The 14,814-nt window shown below is 39.0% G+C and carries 20 protein-coding genes and 2 pseudogenes; 7 read left to right on the top strand and 15 right to left on the bottom strand.

From position 1 onward, the window contains the following. From yhbY to M1D81_RS12200, 4 genes are read right to left on the bottom strand one after another with little or no spacing between them, the layout of a single operon-like run. A complete protein-coding gene (yhbY, locus tag M1D81_RS12185) occupies window positions 1–291 on the bottom strand; it encodes a ribosome assembly RNA-binding protein YhbY (RefSeq protein WP_191097515.1) in 291 nt (96 codons plus the stop codon). Next, complete coding sequence (aroE, locus tag M1D81_RS12190; RefSeq protein WP_456266778.1) at window positions 285–1,127, bottom strand: shikimate dehydrogenase; 843 nt, start codon at window positions 1,125–1,127, stop codon at window positions 285–287. Before aroE ends, yhbY begins: the two co-directional genes overlap by 7 nt. Before the next feature lie 21 nt (window positions 1,128–1,148). Then, window positions 1,149–2,249 (bottom strand): ribosome biogenesis GTPase YqeH, encoded by a 1,101-nt coding sequence (gene yqeH / locus M1D81_RS12195; protein WP_456266777.1) that lies wholly within the window; start codon window positions 2,247–2,249, stop codon window positions 1,149–1,151. A gap of 2 nt (window positions 2,250–2,251) precedes the next feature. Further along, entirely contained in the window at window positions 2,252–2,773 is a 522-nt protein-coding gene (locus tag M1D81_RS12200; RefSeq protein WP_008356191.1) for a YqeG family HAD IIIA-type phosphatase, read from the bottom strand. A 360-nt stretch (window positions 2,774–3,133) separates the two neighbouring features. Here M1D81_RS12200 and M1D81_RS12205 point away from each other — a divergent pair, with 360 nt between their 5' ends. Continuing rightward, window positions 3,134–3,274 carry a sporulation histidine kinase inhibitor Sda gene (locus M1D81_RS12205; RefSeq protein ID WP_003217327.1) on the top strand — a complete coding sequence of 47 codons (141 nt, stop codon included), beginning with the start codon at window positions 3,134–3,136 and terminating at the stop codon, window positions 3,272–3,274. Window positions 3,275–3,409: 135 nt separating this feature from the next. Here M1D81_RS12205 and M1D81_RS12210 read toward each other — a convergent pair whose 3' ends face one another. The 4 genes from M1D81_RS12210 to M1D81_RS12225 all read right to left on the bottom strand — a co-directional run bounded on the left by M1D81_RS12210 (window position 3,410) and on the right by M1D81_RS12225 (window position 6,481). After that, entirely contained in the window at window positions 3,410–3,559 is a 150-nt protein-coding gene (locus tag M1D81_RS12210) for a hypothetical protein (RefSeq protein ID WP_162842499.1), read from the bottom strand. A 78-nt stretch (window positions 3,560–3,637) separates the two neighbouring features. Then, entirely contained in the window at window positions 3,638–4,366 is a 729-nt protein-coding gene (locus M1D81_RS12215; RefSeq protein WP_024423053.1) for an SGNH/GDSL hydrolase family protein, read from the bottom strand. Between the two features lie 84 nt (window positions 4,367–4,450). Then, window positions 4,451–5,191, bottom strand: a complete 741-nt coding sequence (locus M1D81_RS12220) for a polysaccharide deacetylase family protein (protein ID WP_025092934.1) — start codon at window positions 5,189–5,191, stop codon at window positions 4,451–4,453. A 168-nt stretch (window positions 5,192–5,359) separates the two neighbouring features. Then, window positions 5,360–6,481 (bottom strand): response regulator aspartate phosphatase, encoded by a 1,122-nt coding sequence (locus M1D81_RS12225; RefSeq protein ID WP_041086294.1) that lies wholly within the window; start codon window positions 6,479–6,481, stop codon window positions 5,360–5,362. A 218-nt stretch (window positions 6,482–6,699) separates the two neighbouring features. Between M1D81_RS12225 and sigK the strand changes: the two genes are divergently transcribed. Next, on the top strand, window positions 6,700–7,428 hold the full coding sequence (gene sigK, locus M1D81_RS12230; RefSeq protein ID WP_034738387.1) for an RNA polymerase sporulation sigma factor SigK: 729 nt from the start codon (window positions 6,700–6,702) through the stop codon (window positions 7,426–7,428). A gap of 133 nt (window positions 7,429–7,561) precedes the next feature. Here the strand turns inward: sigK and M1D81_RS12235 are convergent, their stop codons facing one another. After that, complete coding sequence (locus M1D81_RS12235; RefSeq protein WP_456266776.1) at window positions 7,562–8,077, bottom strand: Imm6 family immunity protein; 516 nt, start codon at window positions 8,075–8,077, stop codon at window positions 7,562–7,564. Between the two features lie 194 nt (window positions 8,078–8,271). Here M1D81_RS12235 and M1D81_RS12240 point away from each other — a divergent pair, with 194 nt between their 5' ends. From M1D81_RS12240 to M1D81_RS12255, 4 genes and pseudogenes are all read left to right on the top strand, one after another. Next, window positions 8,272–8,448: an ImmA/IrrE family metallo-endopeptidase gene (locus M1D81_RS12240; protein ID WP_456270878.1), complete on the top strand. Its 177-nt coding sequence runs from the start codon at window positions 8,272–8,274 to the stop codon at window positions 8,446–8,448. 185 nt (window positions 8,449–8,633) lie between these two features. Beyond that, window positions 8,634–9,152 (top strand): hypothetical protein, encoded by a 519-nt coding sequence (locus M1D81_RS12245; protein WP_456266774.1) that lies wholly within the window; start codon window positions 8,634–8,636, stop codon window positions 9,150–9,152. Between the two features lie 232 nt (window positions 9,153–9,384). Continuing rightward, window positions 9,385–9,807 (top strand): annotated as a pseudogene (locus M1D81_RS12250) (sigma-70 family RNA polymerase sigma factor); the annotation flags it as partial. 605 nt (window positions 9,808–10,412) lie between these two features. Further along, complete coding sequence (locus tag M1D81_RS12255; protein WP_456266773.1) at window positions 10,413–10,895, top strand: DinB family protein; 483 nt, start codon at window positions 10,413–10,415, stop codon at window positions 10,893–10,895. A gap of 22 nt (window positions 10,896–10,917) precedes the next feature. Here M1D81_RS12255 and M1D81_RS12260 read toward each other — a convergent pair whose 3' ends face one another. The 3 genes from M1D81_RS12260 to M1D81_RS12270 are packed head-to-tail and all read right to left on the bottom strand — an operon-like array spanning window position 10,918 to window position 12,101. Beyond that, window positions 10,918–11,214, bottom strand: coding sequence for a DUF3986 family protein (locus M1D81_RS12260; RefSeq protein ID WP_456266772.1), 297 nt, complete (start codon window positions 11,212–11,214; stop codon window positions 10,918–10,920). A 9-nt stretch (window positions 11,215–11,223) separates the two neighbouring features. After that, window positions 11,224–11,640 carry a hypothetical protein gene (locus tag M1D81_RS12265; protein ID WP_456266771.1) on the bottom strand — a complete coding sequence of 139 codons (417 nt, stop codon included), beginning with the start codon at window positions 11,638–11,640 and terminating at the stop codon, window positions 11,224–11,226. A gap of 35 nt (window positions 11,641–11,675) precedes the next feature. After that, a complete protein-coding gene (locus M1D81_RS12270; protein WP_456266770.1) occupies window positions 11,676–12,101 on the bottom strand; it encodes an NUDIX hydrolase in 426 nt (141 codons plus the stop codon). A 115-nt stretch (window positions 12,102–12,216) separates the two neighbouring features. Between M1D81_RS12270 and M1D81_RS12275 the strand changes: the two genes are divergently transcribed. Next, window positions 12,217–12,348 (top strand): hypothetical protein, encoded by a 132-nt coding sequence (locus tag M1D81_RS12275; RefSeq protein WP_456266769.1) that lies wholly within the window; start codon window positions 12,217–12,219, stop codon window positions 12,346–12,348. A 47-nt stretch (window positions 12,349–12,395) separates the two neighbouring features. Here the strand turns inward: M1D81_RS12275 and M1D81_RS12280 are convergent, their stop codons facing one another. The 3 genes and pseudogenes from M1D81_RS12280 to M1D81_RS12290 form a co-directional block, all read right to left on the bottom strand. Further along, the gene (locus M1D81_RS12280) at window positions 12,396–12,581 is read right to left on the bottom strand and encodes a hypothetical protein (RefSeq protein WP_044332168.1); all 186 of its coding nucleotides are present in this window, start codon (window positions 12,579–12,581) and stop codon (window positions 12,396–12,398) included. Window positions 12,582–12,689: 108 nt separating this feature from the next. Next, on the bottom strand, window positions 12,690–14,093 hold the full coding sequence (locus M1D81_RS12285) for a polysaccharide deacetylase family protein (protein ID WP_456266768.1): 1,404 nt from the start codon (window positions 14,091–14,093) through the stop codon (window positions 12,690–12,692). A gap of 159 nt (window positions 14,094–14,252) precedes the next feature. Next, window positions 14,253–14,805: pseudogene (locus tag M1D81_RS12290) on the bottom strand (delta-aminolevulinic acid dehydratase). Window positions 14,806–14,814 lie beyond the last annotated feature (9 nt).

Genomic DNA, 14,814 nt, shown 5'->3' on the forward strand with positions numbered 1-14,814 from the left:
TTACGGCAGCTTAATTTGTTTATTTTCCTTAGATTCTTTGTAAAGGACAATCACATTTCCGATCGTTTGAACGAGTTCAGCCTTTGCACCTTTTACAAGTGCTTTCGCAACTTCCGTTTTGTCCTCGTCGCAATTTTGCAATATGCTGACCTTTAACAGTTCTCTTGCTTCAAGCGCCTCGGAAATTTGCTTGACCATATTGTCATTTACCCCGCCTTTTCCAACTTGAAAAATAGGTGATAAATGATGTGCTTGTGCACGTAAAAAACGTTTTTGCTTACCTTTTAACATGGTGTTCCTCCTAATTTCTCTATGACAATTGACTTCATTTTTCCGGCGTCAGGCGTAATGCCTGTCCACAGTTCAAAGGCTCTTACTGCTTGTCCAACAAACATGCCAACCCCATCCACTGTTTTCAAGCCTAAACCTGCTGCTTCACTGAGCAGTTTTGTTTCTATTGGATTATACACAATATCACAAACGACCGCTGTTTTTTTTGCGTTCGCTAAAGAAATCGGGGTTTCTTCAACATTCGGATACATGCCGATCGAGGTCGTATGGATGATGACATCATATTCCCCAAGCCGCTCTTCTGCTGCATTTAATGTGATTGCTTGAGATGTGATTTTTCCCTCTGCACTTTCAATTAAAGCTTCAGCTTTTTCAATAGTGCGGTTTGTAATATCAAAGCTCTTCGGTGCGTACTCAACAATTGTCGTATAAATCGCTCTTGCCGCTCCGCCAGCACCAATCAAAAGAAATGACAGCTCTGATAACGGCTGATCCAAGGCTTCAAGCAATGAATGAAGAAAGCCTTCACCATCTGTATTGTACCCAACGAGCTGATCCCCTTCGAGCCGCACCGTATTGACGGCACCGAGGCGTTCAGCTGTTACATCTATTTTGTCAAGGTACTTCATGATTTCTACCTTGTGCGGAACAGTGACGTTAATGCCGCTGATTCCTAACGCTTTCATGCCGCTAATCGCATCTTTTAGGTCATCATTTTCTACTTGAAAGCCATGATAATGTCCATCAATTCCAGCATCCTTTAGTGCTGCATTATGAATATCTGGAGACATTGAGTGGCCAACAGGGTTTCCGATTACTCCGTATAAAGGTTTCAAGGTCTCTCCCCCTTTGAACATTTAAATTAACGAACGTCGCATAAACACATGAACGCCTTTTGGCGCATAAACTTTGATTTGCTTGCCCGCATCATTTGCAGTAACCCAGCCTAAACCTGAAAAGACGATGTCCGTTTTTGGCTGATCAATGGTAAAGGTATGCGGAACGAGCGGCGGGAAATCTTCCATTCCCTCTTTTGATGGCGGTGACAGCAGTTCTCCTGCATGTTTTTCATATAAATCCTCTGCATTCTCCAGCTTTGTCCGGTGAATGTTCAGCTCATTTGGCATATAGCAGACAAATGATGTTCTGCCGCCTTTTACGTAATCAAAACGAGCCAGTCCGCCAAAATAAAGCGTTTGTGCTTCATTTAATTGGAATGTTCTCGGTTTCAATTCTTTTTTCGGCGTTAAAATCTTCAAGTCATTTTTGCTGACATAGTGCGCCATTTGATGACGGTTGATGATGCCCGGCGTATCGAATAAAGCAGACCCGTCATCAAGCGGAATTTCAATGGCATCAAGTGTAGTACCTGGATATTGGGATGTAGTAATGACGTTCTCTTCGCCAGATACTTCTTTGATGATTCGATTGATAAATGTTGATTTTCCAACATTCGTACAGCCGACGACATAGACATTTCTTCCATCGCGGTAATGATCAATCGCTTCCATCACCTCAGGCACACCCTGGCCTCTGCTTGCACTAATTAAGAAAACATCGATAGGGTTTAATCCGTTTTCCTTTGCTTCCCGTTTCATCCAATGAATCAGACGATCTTTTTTCACGGATTTCGGTAAAATATCCACTTTGTTGCCGACAAGTAAAATCGGATTACCACCGACAATACGGCTCAGTCCATTGATCCAGCTTCCGTTAAAGTCAAAAATATCAACGACCTTCACAATGAGAGAATCTGTCTCTCCAATGCTGTGCAATATATTTAAAAAGTCGTCTTCTGTTAAAGAAACATCTTGAATCTCATTGTAGTTCTTTAACCTAAAACAGCGCTGACAGATCACATCTTCTTTCAATAGAGATGCTGCCGGCGCATATCCTAATTGATCTTTATTTTCCGTCTGAATGGCTACACCGCAGCCAATACAAACAACCTTTTCCATTATTACTCTTCCTCCCACTGAATGTGGCCCTTACGCTTTAAGGCTCCTAAAATTCTGCGTTCAATCTGCCTGTTAAACTTTGTGAAAAATCCGTCCGAGGCAGCAACAGGAACGACCAAAATCGTATGGAAGCCATGACGATTCCCGCCAAGAACATCTGTCATGAGCTGATCTCCAATGACAACCACATCTTCTTTTTTCAACTGCATATCAGCGACTGCCTTATTAAAGGCTCTTCCCATAGGCTTTCTCGCTTTATAAATAAACGGGATATGAACCGGTTCAGAAAAAAGCTTGACCCTTTTTTCATTATTGTTCGATACAATCGTCACTTGTATCCCATGATCTTTCATTTCTTGAAACCATTCAATTAAGCGCGGTGTCGCACTTGGACGGTCCCATTCTACTAGTGTGTTATCTAGATCGGTAATAATTCCTTTTACATTTCGTTCTTTTAATTTTTGCGGTGAAATGTGGAAAATACTTTTCACAAATTCATCCGGTAAGAAATACTTCTTTAGCACAATTTGCACCCTTTCTTCCATCGGTTTTCAGCGATTGTGTCGAATCAAATCACAATTTGTCTGTCTATCGAATACAATGAAAAAGTTTTCGACATATGATGAGGACCTTCAACAGGTGTGGATAATTTTACACACATTATCCACCTATATTTCATCATGCTTTCATTCAATTATAAACACTCTACCCACAAGTTATCCACTTAACCATGTGGATAACAGAACGATTGTTCTTGTTTCCCATTCATGGTAGATTAAAGGTACTTCAAAGACAGTCGATCAACCTATGATGATATGTCTTTTCTCAAATTTTATGCCAACTTTTTCAGGGGAGGTGTTTTTCCCATCATATGGGTTTCTAGTATGAAAAAGCTGTCAGATGATTTACTTATAGAATCGTATTATAAAGCAAATGAAATGAACTTAAATCGCGACTTCATTGAATTAATTGAGACAGAAATGAAAAGACGTTCGCTCGGGCATATGCTCTCTGTTTCCTCTTAATTCCATATCACAGGAACCATGCCTCCCGAGCACTCTCCTTTTTTAAACTCAGGTGACTGATATTATATCACTTGCGCTATAGGCTTACTACTATTTTCCGTAAAAAACACCCCTTCTGATGAAAGAAGAGGTGTCTTAATTGCAAGGCTGTTCATTCCAAAACCATAACCCTCCGCCTACGACTAAAATGACCACAAGGAACACAACAAGAAAAGCGTAACCGATTCCTGCTCCTTGTGCTGGATAAGGCGAACACGCAGGGTAAGGATAAGGACATCCCCACATATCAGTTACCTCCTTCTAGGAAGATATACTGTTAGACTATGCTGGATGGATGGTCTTGTTTAGGCAGATGGCCATCATTTAAAAATGTTTGATGACATCACGCTCTTTGATTTCGTTATAAATAATTCTCGCACCTTTTGGTGTCATATGATTGCCAGAAGGGTCGATCAAACCTGACTGAATCAGGGCATGATCACTATCTTCTCCAGCTTCTCGGATGAAAGCTTTCCAGTTGTCGACAAGCGGCACCTGCTCATCCTTCGCTACTTCTCTTGTGATGTCATTATAAGAGTTTTGCCAAGCTCTTGCCCCGCCTCTCCCGGCAAAATAAGATGACTTATATCTGGAGTAATAATACAAGCCCTTTTTCCCGCCTTCTACAACAGGCACACAGGTCATGAGAATCGGGGTAATGCCTTCTTTTCTACTTTCAGAAATGAAGTAGGTTAAATTTTCTTTAAACCGTTTTTTCGTCACTCGGGGATGTTTCCCGTCTAAAATCGCCGCATCATTCGTACCGAACATGATGAGGACGTAAGTTGGTTTCTGTTTTAAAATATCCTGCTCAAAGCGCAGTTTCGCGTCTTCAGTCGTCTGCCCGCCAATGCCTGCATTCTTCACTTGAATTTGGCCGCGCTCGACGTTTTTCATGAGATTCACCCATTTTTCAGATGTTGGATAATCTCGAAAGTCCCAGTTTGATCCTCTTGTATTGCTGTCACCAAATGCAATAACGCTTTCTTGTACTGGCTTAGAGCATCCAGCAGCAACACATAATAGGATGAAAAGGAAAACATATTTCTTCACAACATTCACCTCCAAAAGCCCTCTTCATATAGTAAACGACAAGACTTTTGGTTTCAATGAATGAATGTTTTTGACGAATGCTGCCTATTGCATCTGAACAGGCATATATGCTTTGTCGTGGTGCAGCAGTTCACTTACTTTTACAAATTCATAGCCCCTCTTCTTCAACTCAGGAATCACTTGTTTCAATGCTTCTACCGTTTGCTTGCGATTTCCCCCGCCATCATGTAAAAGGATAATATCGCCGCCTTGAATATGATCAATAATTCGGCTTGCAATTTTACGTGCGCCTGGTCTTGACCAGTCCTTCGGATCTTGCGTAAAGGACCACATGACCACATCGTACCCTTGCTTTGACAGAATGCGGAATGATTTCATGGTTAAGCGTCCACCAGGAGGGCGAAATAATAAGGGACCGCCAGGCTGGAGTGAAGCAATATGAGCCGCTGATTCTTTTAATTCCCGCTTGATCTCCTTTGACGACAAAAGGTCAAAATACGTATGATTCATCGTATGATTACCGAGTTCATTCCCTTCGTCCACAATCCGTTCTGCGATCATTGGATAAGCATGGATTCTGCTTCCTATCACAAAAAAGCTTGCATTCACTTGATGCTCCTTCAGCACATCTAATATTTGATTTGTATACACTGGATGAGGTCCATCATCAAAGGTGATCGCAATCTTTTTCCGTTCCGCTCTCATGTCCCAAAAGGCACGTCCTGTTTTTTCAAGATCGACTCGTTTTAATGTATGTGCCTCTACTTCATTAGGAACAAAAGCACATAGCAGCCATATACACATCAAGATATGCAGCCCTCTCATTCGACCGCCTCCTCCACCGAACATCATTACCGATAAATTGCCCGCTTTCGCATCAATTCATGCAAGCTTCATGGTGATATCTGCTTCTTTTTCAAATAAAAAAAGCCGGCCATATCGGCCCGCTCTTTGTTTCACGTTTGGTTTCTCTCTTCAACTGTCGAACGTTGCTTAGAATTCATACAGACACTCTCCTTCTTGGATTTGATTTTGAGCCCATAATAACTTCTGATAATACTGGTTGGACTTTTTGTATTGTTGAGAGGCTTCTAAGGCTGTCGCAATTTCTAGTGAGATATCCTCTATATAAGAGTATAGGCTAAGTTTTTCCAAATAATCAATGGTTTTTTGCAGCTGGTCTTCATTGATTTCCTGAACATATAAAGCATCCAGATACTCAAACATATGACAGAACAGCTGGTCTTCATGCTTCTTTGCGGCCAATTTCCCAGCTTCTAATATGCGCAGGGCATCCGCCTGTTCATTCTGTCTAAAAAGCAGCTTCGCCAGCGTATAGAGCGTATGCGGAAGCGTTGGGAGCAGCTCTTTGCGGGCAAGATCAGCGGATTCCGTTAAATATCGTTCCGCTTCCTCTCTATAGCCAAGCTCGCCATAACATTTTCCTAAATTATAGAGCGCTGAACTGTATATGCGCGGGTGATCAATTTGAGATGCGAGCTGTTTTGCCTTTTTTAAATGAGGCAGCGCCCGGTCTTTTCGTTTTAAATCTTGATAATTTCCTGAAATGACAAAGAGACATTGAATGATGCGAATCGTATACGCATCATGCTGATCGTATATTTCCAGCGCCTTTAAAATATGGTGCATGGAGACATGTGTTTGTTTCATTATATAGTAGGCTTCTGCCACTTTAAAATGAAACTCTGCCTGCTCAATATCATCAAATACCATGGACAGCTGCTTTTCTGCGACTCGATAATATTTGACGGCTTCTAAATATTCTTTTTGACTAAATTCATGCATGCCACGAAAAAATGCATGGTAATAATGCAGCATATCAGATAACTCATGATTGGAGTTTTCGATTTTATCGACTAGATTAGATACTGAGAAAGGTTGATATTTTGAAGGGTGTATATAGTCAAGCATGATTTGGTGCCGAAAACACATGAGCTGATAATAAATCAGTAAATGCTGGTCCTCTTCCATCTGTTCAATTTCCGCTTCAACTTCCGCTTTCAAGATTTCCGCATCTGGAACACTGAACTGCCGTATCATTCGATACCATTCATTAATTTTCATACCTACATGTGAAGATAGAACCTTCCCCATGTTCCGAAATTACCCCTTCCTTTTCGGTCTAATATTACATATTTTAGCACGCTTCTTGACCGCCAAGCACCGCAAAGAAACCGCAAACATAAAAAAGAGACGAACTGAAGCACGATTTTTTTGAAAAAGATGATTTTTTCATCGTACAGACACAGACAATCTCTCCTTCACATACATTTGAGGATATAGGCAGCGGCCTAAACATGGTGGAGGTGAAAATCGTGGCAGGAGTATTTACAGCGATGGGATTGATGGTCAAAGAATTGGTGTTTTTAGTGTCCTATGTCAAAAACAATGCCTTTCCACAGCCCCTTTCGGGAGATGATGAAAAAAAATACTTAGCCCTCATGGCACAGGGCGATGAACACGCAAGAAACATGCTGATTGAACATAACCTTCGGCTCGTCGCCCATATTGTAAAGAAATTTGAAAATACCGGGGAAGACGCTGAAGACCTCATCTCCATCGGGACGATCGGACTCATTAAAGCCATCGAAAGCTATTCCTCTGGAAAAGGAACAAAGCTGGCAACGTATGCGGCGCGGTGTATTGAAAATGAAATTCTCATGCACTTACGCGCGCTCAAAAAAACAAAAAAAGATGTCTCCTTGCATGACCCCATCGGTCAGGATAAAGAAGGCAATGAAATTTCATTAATCGATGTCTTAAAATCCGAAAATGAAGATGTGATCGATACCATTCAGCTCAACATGGAGCTTGAAAAAGTAAAGGAGTATATCGACATTCTCGACGGCCGAGAAAAAGAAGTGATCGTTGGCCGGTTCGGCCTTGATTTAAAGAAAGAAAAAACGCAGCGGGAAATAGCCAAGGAGCTCGGGATATCGCGGAGCTATGTGTCACGTATTGAGAAGCGCGCGCTGATGAAGATGTTTCATGAGTTTTACCGGGCGGAGAAGGAGAAGCGGAAGCGGGAGAAGGGGAAATGAAAATAAACTTCCTAATTTCTTACAAAAACAGACCTCATGAGGTCTGTTTTTAAATTCGGCACTATGCTACGGTCTCTCTGCATTTCTTTTAATAATAGCTGCCCTCTTATTCATATCGCCCAATAAATCCAATTTAAATGAATGCGATGTCCTCTTTGTTAATTAAATATATTTTGTTATGATCGTGATCTTTGCTAGGATAATGATCAATTAAATATTTTCTCAAGGTATTTAATTCAGCCCTATCAATCTTTTTTGATTCAATTGCATTTTCCCACATTACAATTAATGTTTCATCGTCTATTACCTCTAGCACTTGAGGAACAAATTTTTTATTTTCTCGTCTATACGCTTGATACGCTGTGTAAGAAACTGCATCTAATACTGAATACCAGCCATATTGTTTTTGTTCATCTTTTTCTTTAGTAGCGAACTCAGCTACATCCATATAATCTTCACTATCTATATAATTACATAAATCTTCTGCACTTAACTCTTTGCCAGAAAGCCATTTCCAACAATCATCTAAAGCTTTTTCTCCTATGTGGTAACCATCATCTTCTTTATCTATGAATGTATACATTTTTTCAGCTATTGCTAATCCTAGAGCAACTTTAGCCTCTTCACTAAGGTCATTTATAAAATCCATTCTATAGCCTCTTTCCTATTTTTTCATTTTAACTACATTTTCTGTAACACCATTTTTAAGATCAGTTGCCGACATTATGACGGAACTAATATCATTGATAATCCTTAGCTCTCAAGAACAATGGCAAGATTTTGGTGATGAACTTTGGGTCATGCACTTAGACATGAAGGAAATCAACTGATTATGCTCCACTGTTGAGAGAGCTGCAGGAAATGCAGGCGAAGCGTTTTGCATATAAGTTTTGTATTCCGACATTTATGTTGAAGAAAATTAAATATGAACAAATAAAATATGATGCTTCTTGTATTCTTGCTAATCAGTTTAATGTTACTCGAAGCTTTGCTTATAAAAGATTCCGTTTATTTTATTAATGGTCGAAAAAGATGTTGGTTTTATTTTTTCTTTTTTTGTCGAAACCAACAAAATTTTTTGGATATCTATTAAGATAACTTATTGAATCTACTCATCTTGTTATTAAACCAAATATTCAATTAAAACTCTTTATGAGAAGTTTACCCTTCTAGGGATTAATTAAATTATAAAGGAGAAAATCGTATTGAATTTACTAGATAAAATTCTAAGATCAGATTTATTCTTAATTGTAGTATCCACCTTACTCTTAACTGGTGGCAGCTTTTTTATTTACTCAATTGGTTATGCATTTTTATACGGGTATTATTTTAGTGGTGATTTAATACAAACCAATACTTGGTTAGAAATCGTTACGGTTATTGTTCCCTTTCCTTTTTATTCAGTTCTATTAGTAAGTTCTATAGTAATAATCTCAGCTTTTTACCTTTTTCATATTGTTAAGTTATTGAAATCAAAAAAATTACCAGATTTCATTCTCTTTATTATTTTTTGGTTATTTCTAAATGTTTTGCTAACTGTAATTTTTACAGGTGCGATAACTTTAACAAATTTATTGTATCTTTCATTATTTTGGATTGTTCCTATATTTTTAGCAATGACAATAGTTATTTTCAAAAAAATAGCTAACGAGGAATTGTCCTGTATTACCCGTACTCACATTCTTTATCTTAGTCTTTGTCGTATCTACTCCTTTAATTTCTAAAGAAACAGGAAAGCTCATGCGAACTGTTACACCATATACTTCTTTAAAATTTGAAAAAATCAGCTCTTCGTATCTTAAAACACCGATAGAAGGAATCTTGGTGATTGAAAAGAATGATATCCTATACATTTCAAACAAAGAAGGTCAATTGATAAGAATTAAAGATGAGAAATATAAAACTGAACCATATGAATGAAATTTTGATGCACTTTTATTGCACCCCCTTTTTGACATTAATAATGAAATTCTCATGCACTTACGTGCGCTCAAAAAAACAAAAAAGGATGTCTCCTTGCATGACCCCATCGGTCAGGATAAAGAAGGCAACGAAATTTCATTAATCGATGTCTTAAAATCCGAAAATGAAGATGTGATTGATACCATTCAGCTCAACATGGAGCTTGAAAAAGTAAAGGAGTATATCGACATTCTCGATGGCCGAGAAAAAGAAGTGATCGTCGGCCGGTTCGACCTTGATTTAAAGAAAGAAAAAACGCAGCGGGAAATAGCCAAGGAGCTCGGGATATCGCGGAGCTATGTGTCACGGATTGAAAAGCGCGCGCTGATCTTTATTTTAGCCCTTTGTCTTCTTTTCAGCGTGATAGAAAACCTTTGCAGTCTAGGAAGGGCGAGCACCGGAGCGGAGCGAATTTGACATTCGTGAGCACCGGAGCGCAGAACTGACACCGAATGCGAGGGTTTGTCTACACGCTGAAACATACCTCACTAGGTCTGTTTTTATTTCGGCAATAAGCTACTGTCTCGCTGCATTTCTTTTGATAATAACTAGCGCCGTAGCCCTCAAGAACAATGGCAAGATTTTGATCATGTTCATGAACTAAGACATGAAGGAAATCAATTCATCATGCCCCACTATATAGAGAGTTGCAACTTAAAAAATGTAAATACGAAAAAATAAAATATAATGCTTCGTGTATTCTTGCTAATCAATTTTAAATGTTGTTATTTGATATCTGTCAGAAAACTTAGTATAATCAATATAAGAACAAACATTCGGGATATTAGAAGCAAGACGTTTAGTAATTGTAGATAAACTACCACTTACCAAAAAGAACAACTTGCTGCAAGAGACCCTATAAACGTAACAGTTTCCAAGGGCCATGTTATGAAAACAAGGTTGATAGTATGATTGTTTCTAAACTGACACCAGATCATGTACATTGTGTCGTTTAATTCAACAAGAATATCTTTAAGAGATAGCAGTAATTAAACAAACAATTTAACTTTGGAGTGATCATAATGATTAAGTTTTTTGAGTACAACTGGAAGGTTAGAGACGAATGGGTTAACTGGTGTAATCAACTAACAACAGAAGAGTTGTTAAAAGACCGCATAGGTGGGGTAGGGAGTATTTTATACACTCTTTTTCACATTATTGATGTTGAATATAGTTGGATTCATGGTATTCAGGGTAAAGAAGACGTGGTATTAGATTTTGATGATTACAAGACTCTGGCGAAAATACAAACACTCTCAATGACTTTACGACATGAAATAGTTGAATTTTTAAAATCTCATTTAGATGAAAAACAAGATCGAATGGTAACAGTTCCTTGGGATGAAGATGAATACACTAAAGGTGAAATATTACATCATATAATTGCCCACGAAATTCACCATATCGGTCAACTTTCTGTTTGGGCAAGAGAAAAACAATTAACACCTGTATCTGCTAATTTTATCGGTAGAAAGTTAAAATCAGTACATTCTTATGAAAAGTAAGGTCAGTTAAAGATCCATTCATTTATCCCACTATGTTGTTTTCTTTTAAAAAATGCTCAAATAATTGCTGACCTTTCTCTTCGATTTGAGCATCTTCAATTGAATATTCCCCAATGAATAAGCCTAAATGATTGTATTCCTCATAACTCTTTAAGAGATTCAACCCGTAACTTTTTTGATCAAAAAACATTAACCATCTTCCTGTTTCTAAACTCTTAAAAAACACGCCTTCATAATCACAACCATGTTCATCATATCCTACATGTAAATGCATACTCTCATCTAAACTATGTATCCTTTCTTCTGTACACACTTTCACCTTACTCCCCTACCTTTTCACATCATGCTGAAAATGAATATTCCTCAACTCGACCCATTCAACAAGATCAGATACCTTTTTTGTCGTCACAAAATGTTGAACGATTTGATACGCCTCATTGCGGTCGACATAGCTGCACGATGGCACATACAATGGTGATCCAGCAACCAAATGCTCGATCGTTTCGATCTTTTCTACCTTTTGAAAAGGGACTAAAAAATCTGGATATCTGATGATAAAGAATCCATACGGTTCAGTATAAAAGAAAACTAGACTTTCACTTTCCCACTCTTCCTCTATCTCAATGGAAGATTCTCCGTTTCCTTGTTTCCAATACTCTTCACCCTCCTGAAAGAAGATCCTTTTCATGAATTCTTCCCCCGGATTTTCTACTGGAGCTCCAGTGGGGCCGTAGTATAAAAACATCCATATCGCTCCTTCATGCCTCTATCAATTTGGATTTAACCAATTGTTCTATTTCCCTCAAAATCATAAAAAGCTTGTGTTTGTTGGTTTAATTTTAGCATGTGATATAGCTCTGGGTTTAGCTTTTGAAAGGTTTGAGTGCTGACCCATTTTACTTCTTCAATATCCTGATCCGGATCTAGACTGTTCATCTCTCCCCCGATCATTTCCGCAAAGAACGTAATGATCAGCGCATGATGCTTTTTATCTTGAAAGAATGCTTCTCGAACCGAATGAAGTTCATTTACTTTGACAACATCCCCTGTCTCTTCTTTTACTTCACGGATGACAGCCTGCTGCAGGGGTTCACCTTTTTCCACAGCACCGCCCGGGAGTTCCCAATATCCCTTTACATTCTTGACCGTTAATAGATTTTCTTCCTCGTCATAAATAATAGCTGAAGCCACGTCTACTCGTTTCAAATAAATCCCCCTTAACATTCTCCATTCAACTCAATTGCCGGATATATGGCACGAACTGTTCATTTTATACATTCTTATTATACTGTATTAGTGTCAGCGATTTGGAGGCCATAGCATGTGGATGATCATCATTTTACGTATTGTGCTCATAGGATTCACAGGAAATATCGTTTCTCTTTTGAGACAAATCAAAGCGACCAACGAGAAAATCATCCAACTGTTAGAACAACAAAAACCGAAAAAATAAAACCTCACGCATCTAGCAGGAGGTTTTTTCCATAGGAGAAATTCCCGTTACTCATCAAATAACATATTTCTGATTCGCCGAATATAATGGAGCGCAATATGAGCGAGACATAAAATGAGCCCAATCATCGCAAGAATATAGATGGGCAGCATCAAACCAGGTACATAGTTTACGACAAATCCCAAACTAAACGCTGTCAGCATATATATGCTGATCAACCTCATCAATACCATCCGAAGCCCTCCCCTTTCTACAATCACTTTAACATATTTTCCCTTCATTCTCATAATTGGCTTTAAAAAAGATGCGAATCCATTAAGACTCGCATCTTTTTTACGTATTCAATTCACCTTTTTCGCCCGAGCTTCCTTCCACTGCTCAAGCTCTGATACTGTTAGTAATTGATAGCCTTGCTTCGTCAATTCCTTGATGATCGTGACAGCCGCGTTGGCAGAGGTGTCATAGATGTCGTGCATTAAGACGGTTTCTCCGCTAGACGCATGTGTAAGAATGTAGTTGGCAACGTATTGGCTGTTGCGATATTTCCAATCTTCAGGATCTACATCCCAAAGTGTGACTTTCATGTTGACAGCCTCGTTGATCTGCCCGTTTGTTCCACCATATGGCGGTCTAAAGTGAGTCGGTGTGAACCCGCCTGCTTTTTCAATGATGTGCTGCGTATCTTCTACTTGTTTGATGGCTTGTTTTAATGGCAGTCTTGTGAGTAAAGGGTGGTTATAGGAATGGTTTCCGATTTCATTTCCACCTTTTCTGATTTCACCTAGCATATCGGGATAATATTGAACCCTGCTGCCTAAAACAAAAAATGTCGCATGTCCTTTGTTTTCTTTTAAAGCTGTTAAGATTTTTGAAGTCGTTGATGGATTTGGTCCATCATCAAATGTAAGGGCAATGGCTTTTTGATTTGGGTTGAATACTCCCTGTTTTGGCAGTTTTACGATCTTTCTTTTTGCGATCGGTTCTTTTTTCTCGTTTTTGTTCTTTTCTTTATTAATGTATTCTGGCTTTAACATTCCTTTAAGCAGTGTTTTCTTAATCGCCAGCACTTGAGGTCCTTTATTGTCTGGTGCAATTTGCCCTGCTGGGAAGTAGAATTCAATAAAACGATCTTTGATGGCAAAATACTGATAATGCTCTGCCTTAGGAGATGTTCCTTGTTTGAGTAAATGCTCGTTTTCAGCAAGAGAGTGATCTTTTTTCATCTCCTCAAATGTCATTTGAGACAGTTTTTGCAAACTTTCTTTCTTTGATAAAAATAGATCATCTATTGATAAAAACTGCTGTTTCTTGAAATCAAAATTGAATATCTTCGTTTCATGTGCGCCTTTTACTCCGCCTTTCAATTCATATGTATTGAATTTGATCGCAGCAGTTTGTTTGGCATAATGAGTAATCTCGTAATCTATGTTTAATTCGTATCGATGATCTTCATCGACATCGCTTGCTTCACTAAATGATGTTTTGAAATTGTCCAGCGCTGTTTCTGCAAATCTTTTCATCTCTTGATCTAGCTTTTTTTGATGAAACACAGGATAGTTCACAGCATATCTCAAGTATCTCCCGTCATTCACGAGGGTCACAATTTCAACTTCTTTATAGCTCGCATCTGGTTCTACCTTCTTCTTCTCTGTCCCGCTTGCCTGCTGATTATGATAAAACGCTGCGATCCCGATGATCATCGCAAGTCCGCATAGGACGAGACTGACTTTCCATTTAATTGACACAAAAATTCTCCTCTCGTGATGCCGTCATGCCTGAATGACGTGTGTTTGTAGGATAGACTTTACATGTGCCCTTTTTAGTTTGCAAATTACACAATTGTCACATTTTCGACACATTTTTAGAGAAGAATAAAAAAAGGACTTGATTTCTCAGTCCTTTGATTACTTTTGCATATATAGTTGAAATAATTTCGTTTCTTCATCAATGGAACGCGCTCGATCAAATGCCGCTCTGACCGTCTTTGTATTGTTCATGAGCTCGTACAGCATGGTCAGCACAAAGATAAATGCTGCATTCCCATCGATGTAATCATCCGGTGCCGTATAATGCAGCCCCTGCCTCTAAGAAAGCATCTGCTAGATTTTTCTCTCCTAGTGTGCAGCCTGTAGAGATGACATGAACTCCTTCTAAGGAGGCATACCGCTTAATTTCTTCCGCTCCAAAAGCAGTATCTCTAGGCTCCTCATCTTCGTATACATCTTCCCCTAATTCAGGCATGATAAATGCTCCTTCTTCACCGTGAAACGACAAAAGAAGATAATCTATTTCTCCTCTAGCTCTACCAGATAACACATGAATCAGATCATTCGGTCTTCCAATCCAATGCATATCGACTTTCACGCCGAAGTTTTCAAGTGCTGCACGCAGTGCAAAAGATTCCAGCTCACTATTGGGTCCTGCCGCTAATGTAATACGCATGGCCTGTTGATCCACTTCTATCTC

Source organism: Bacillus sp. JZ105, assembly GCF_053903125.1.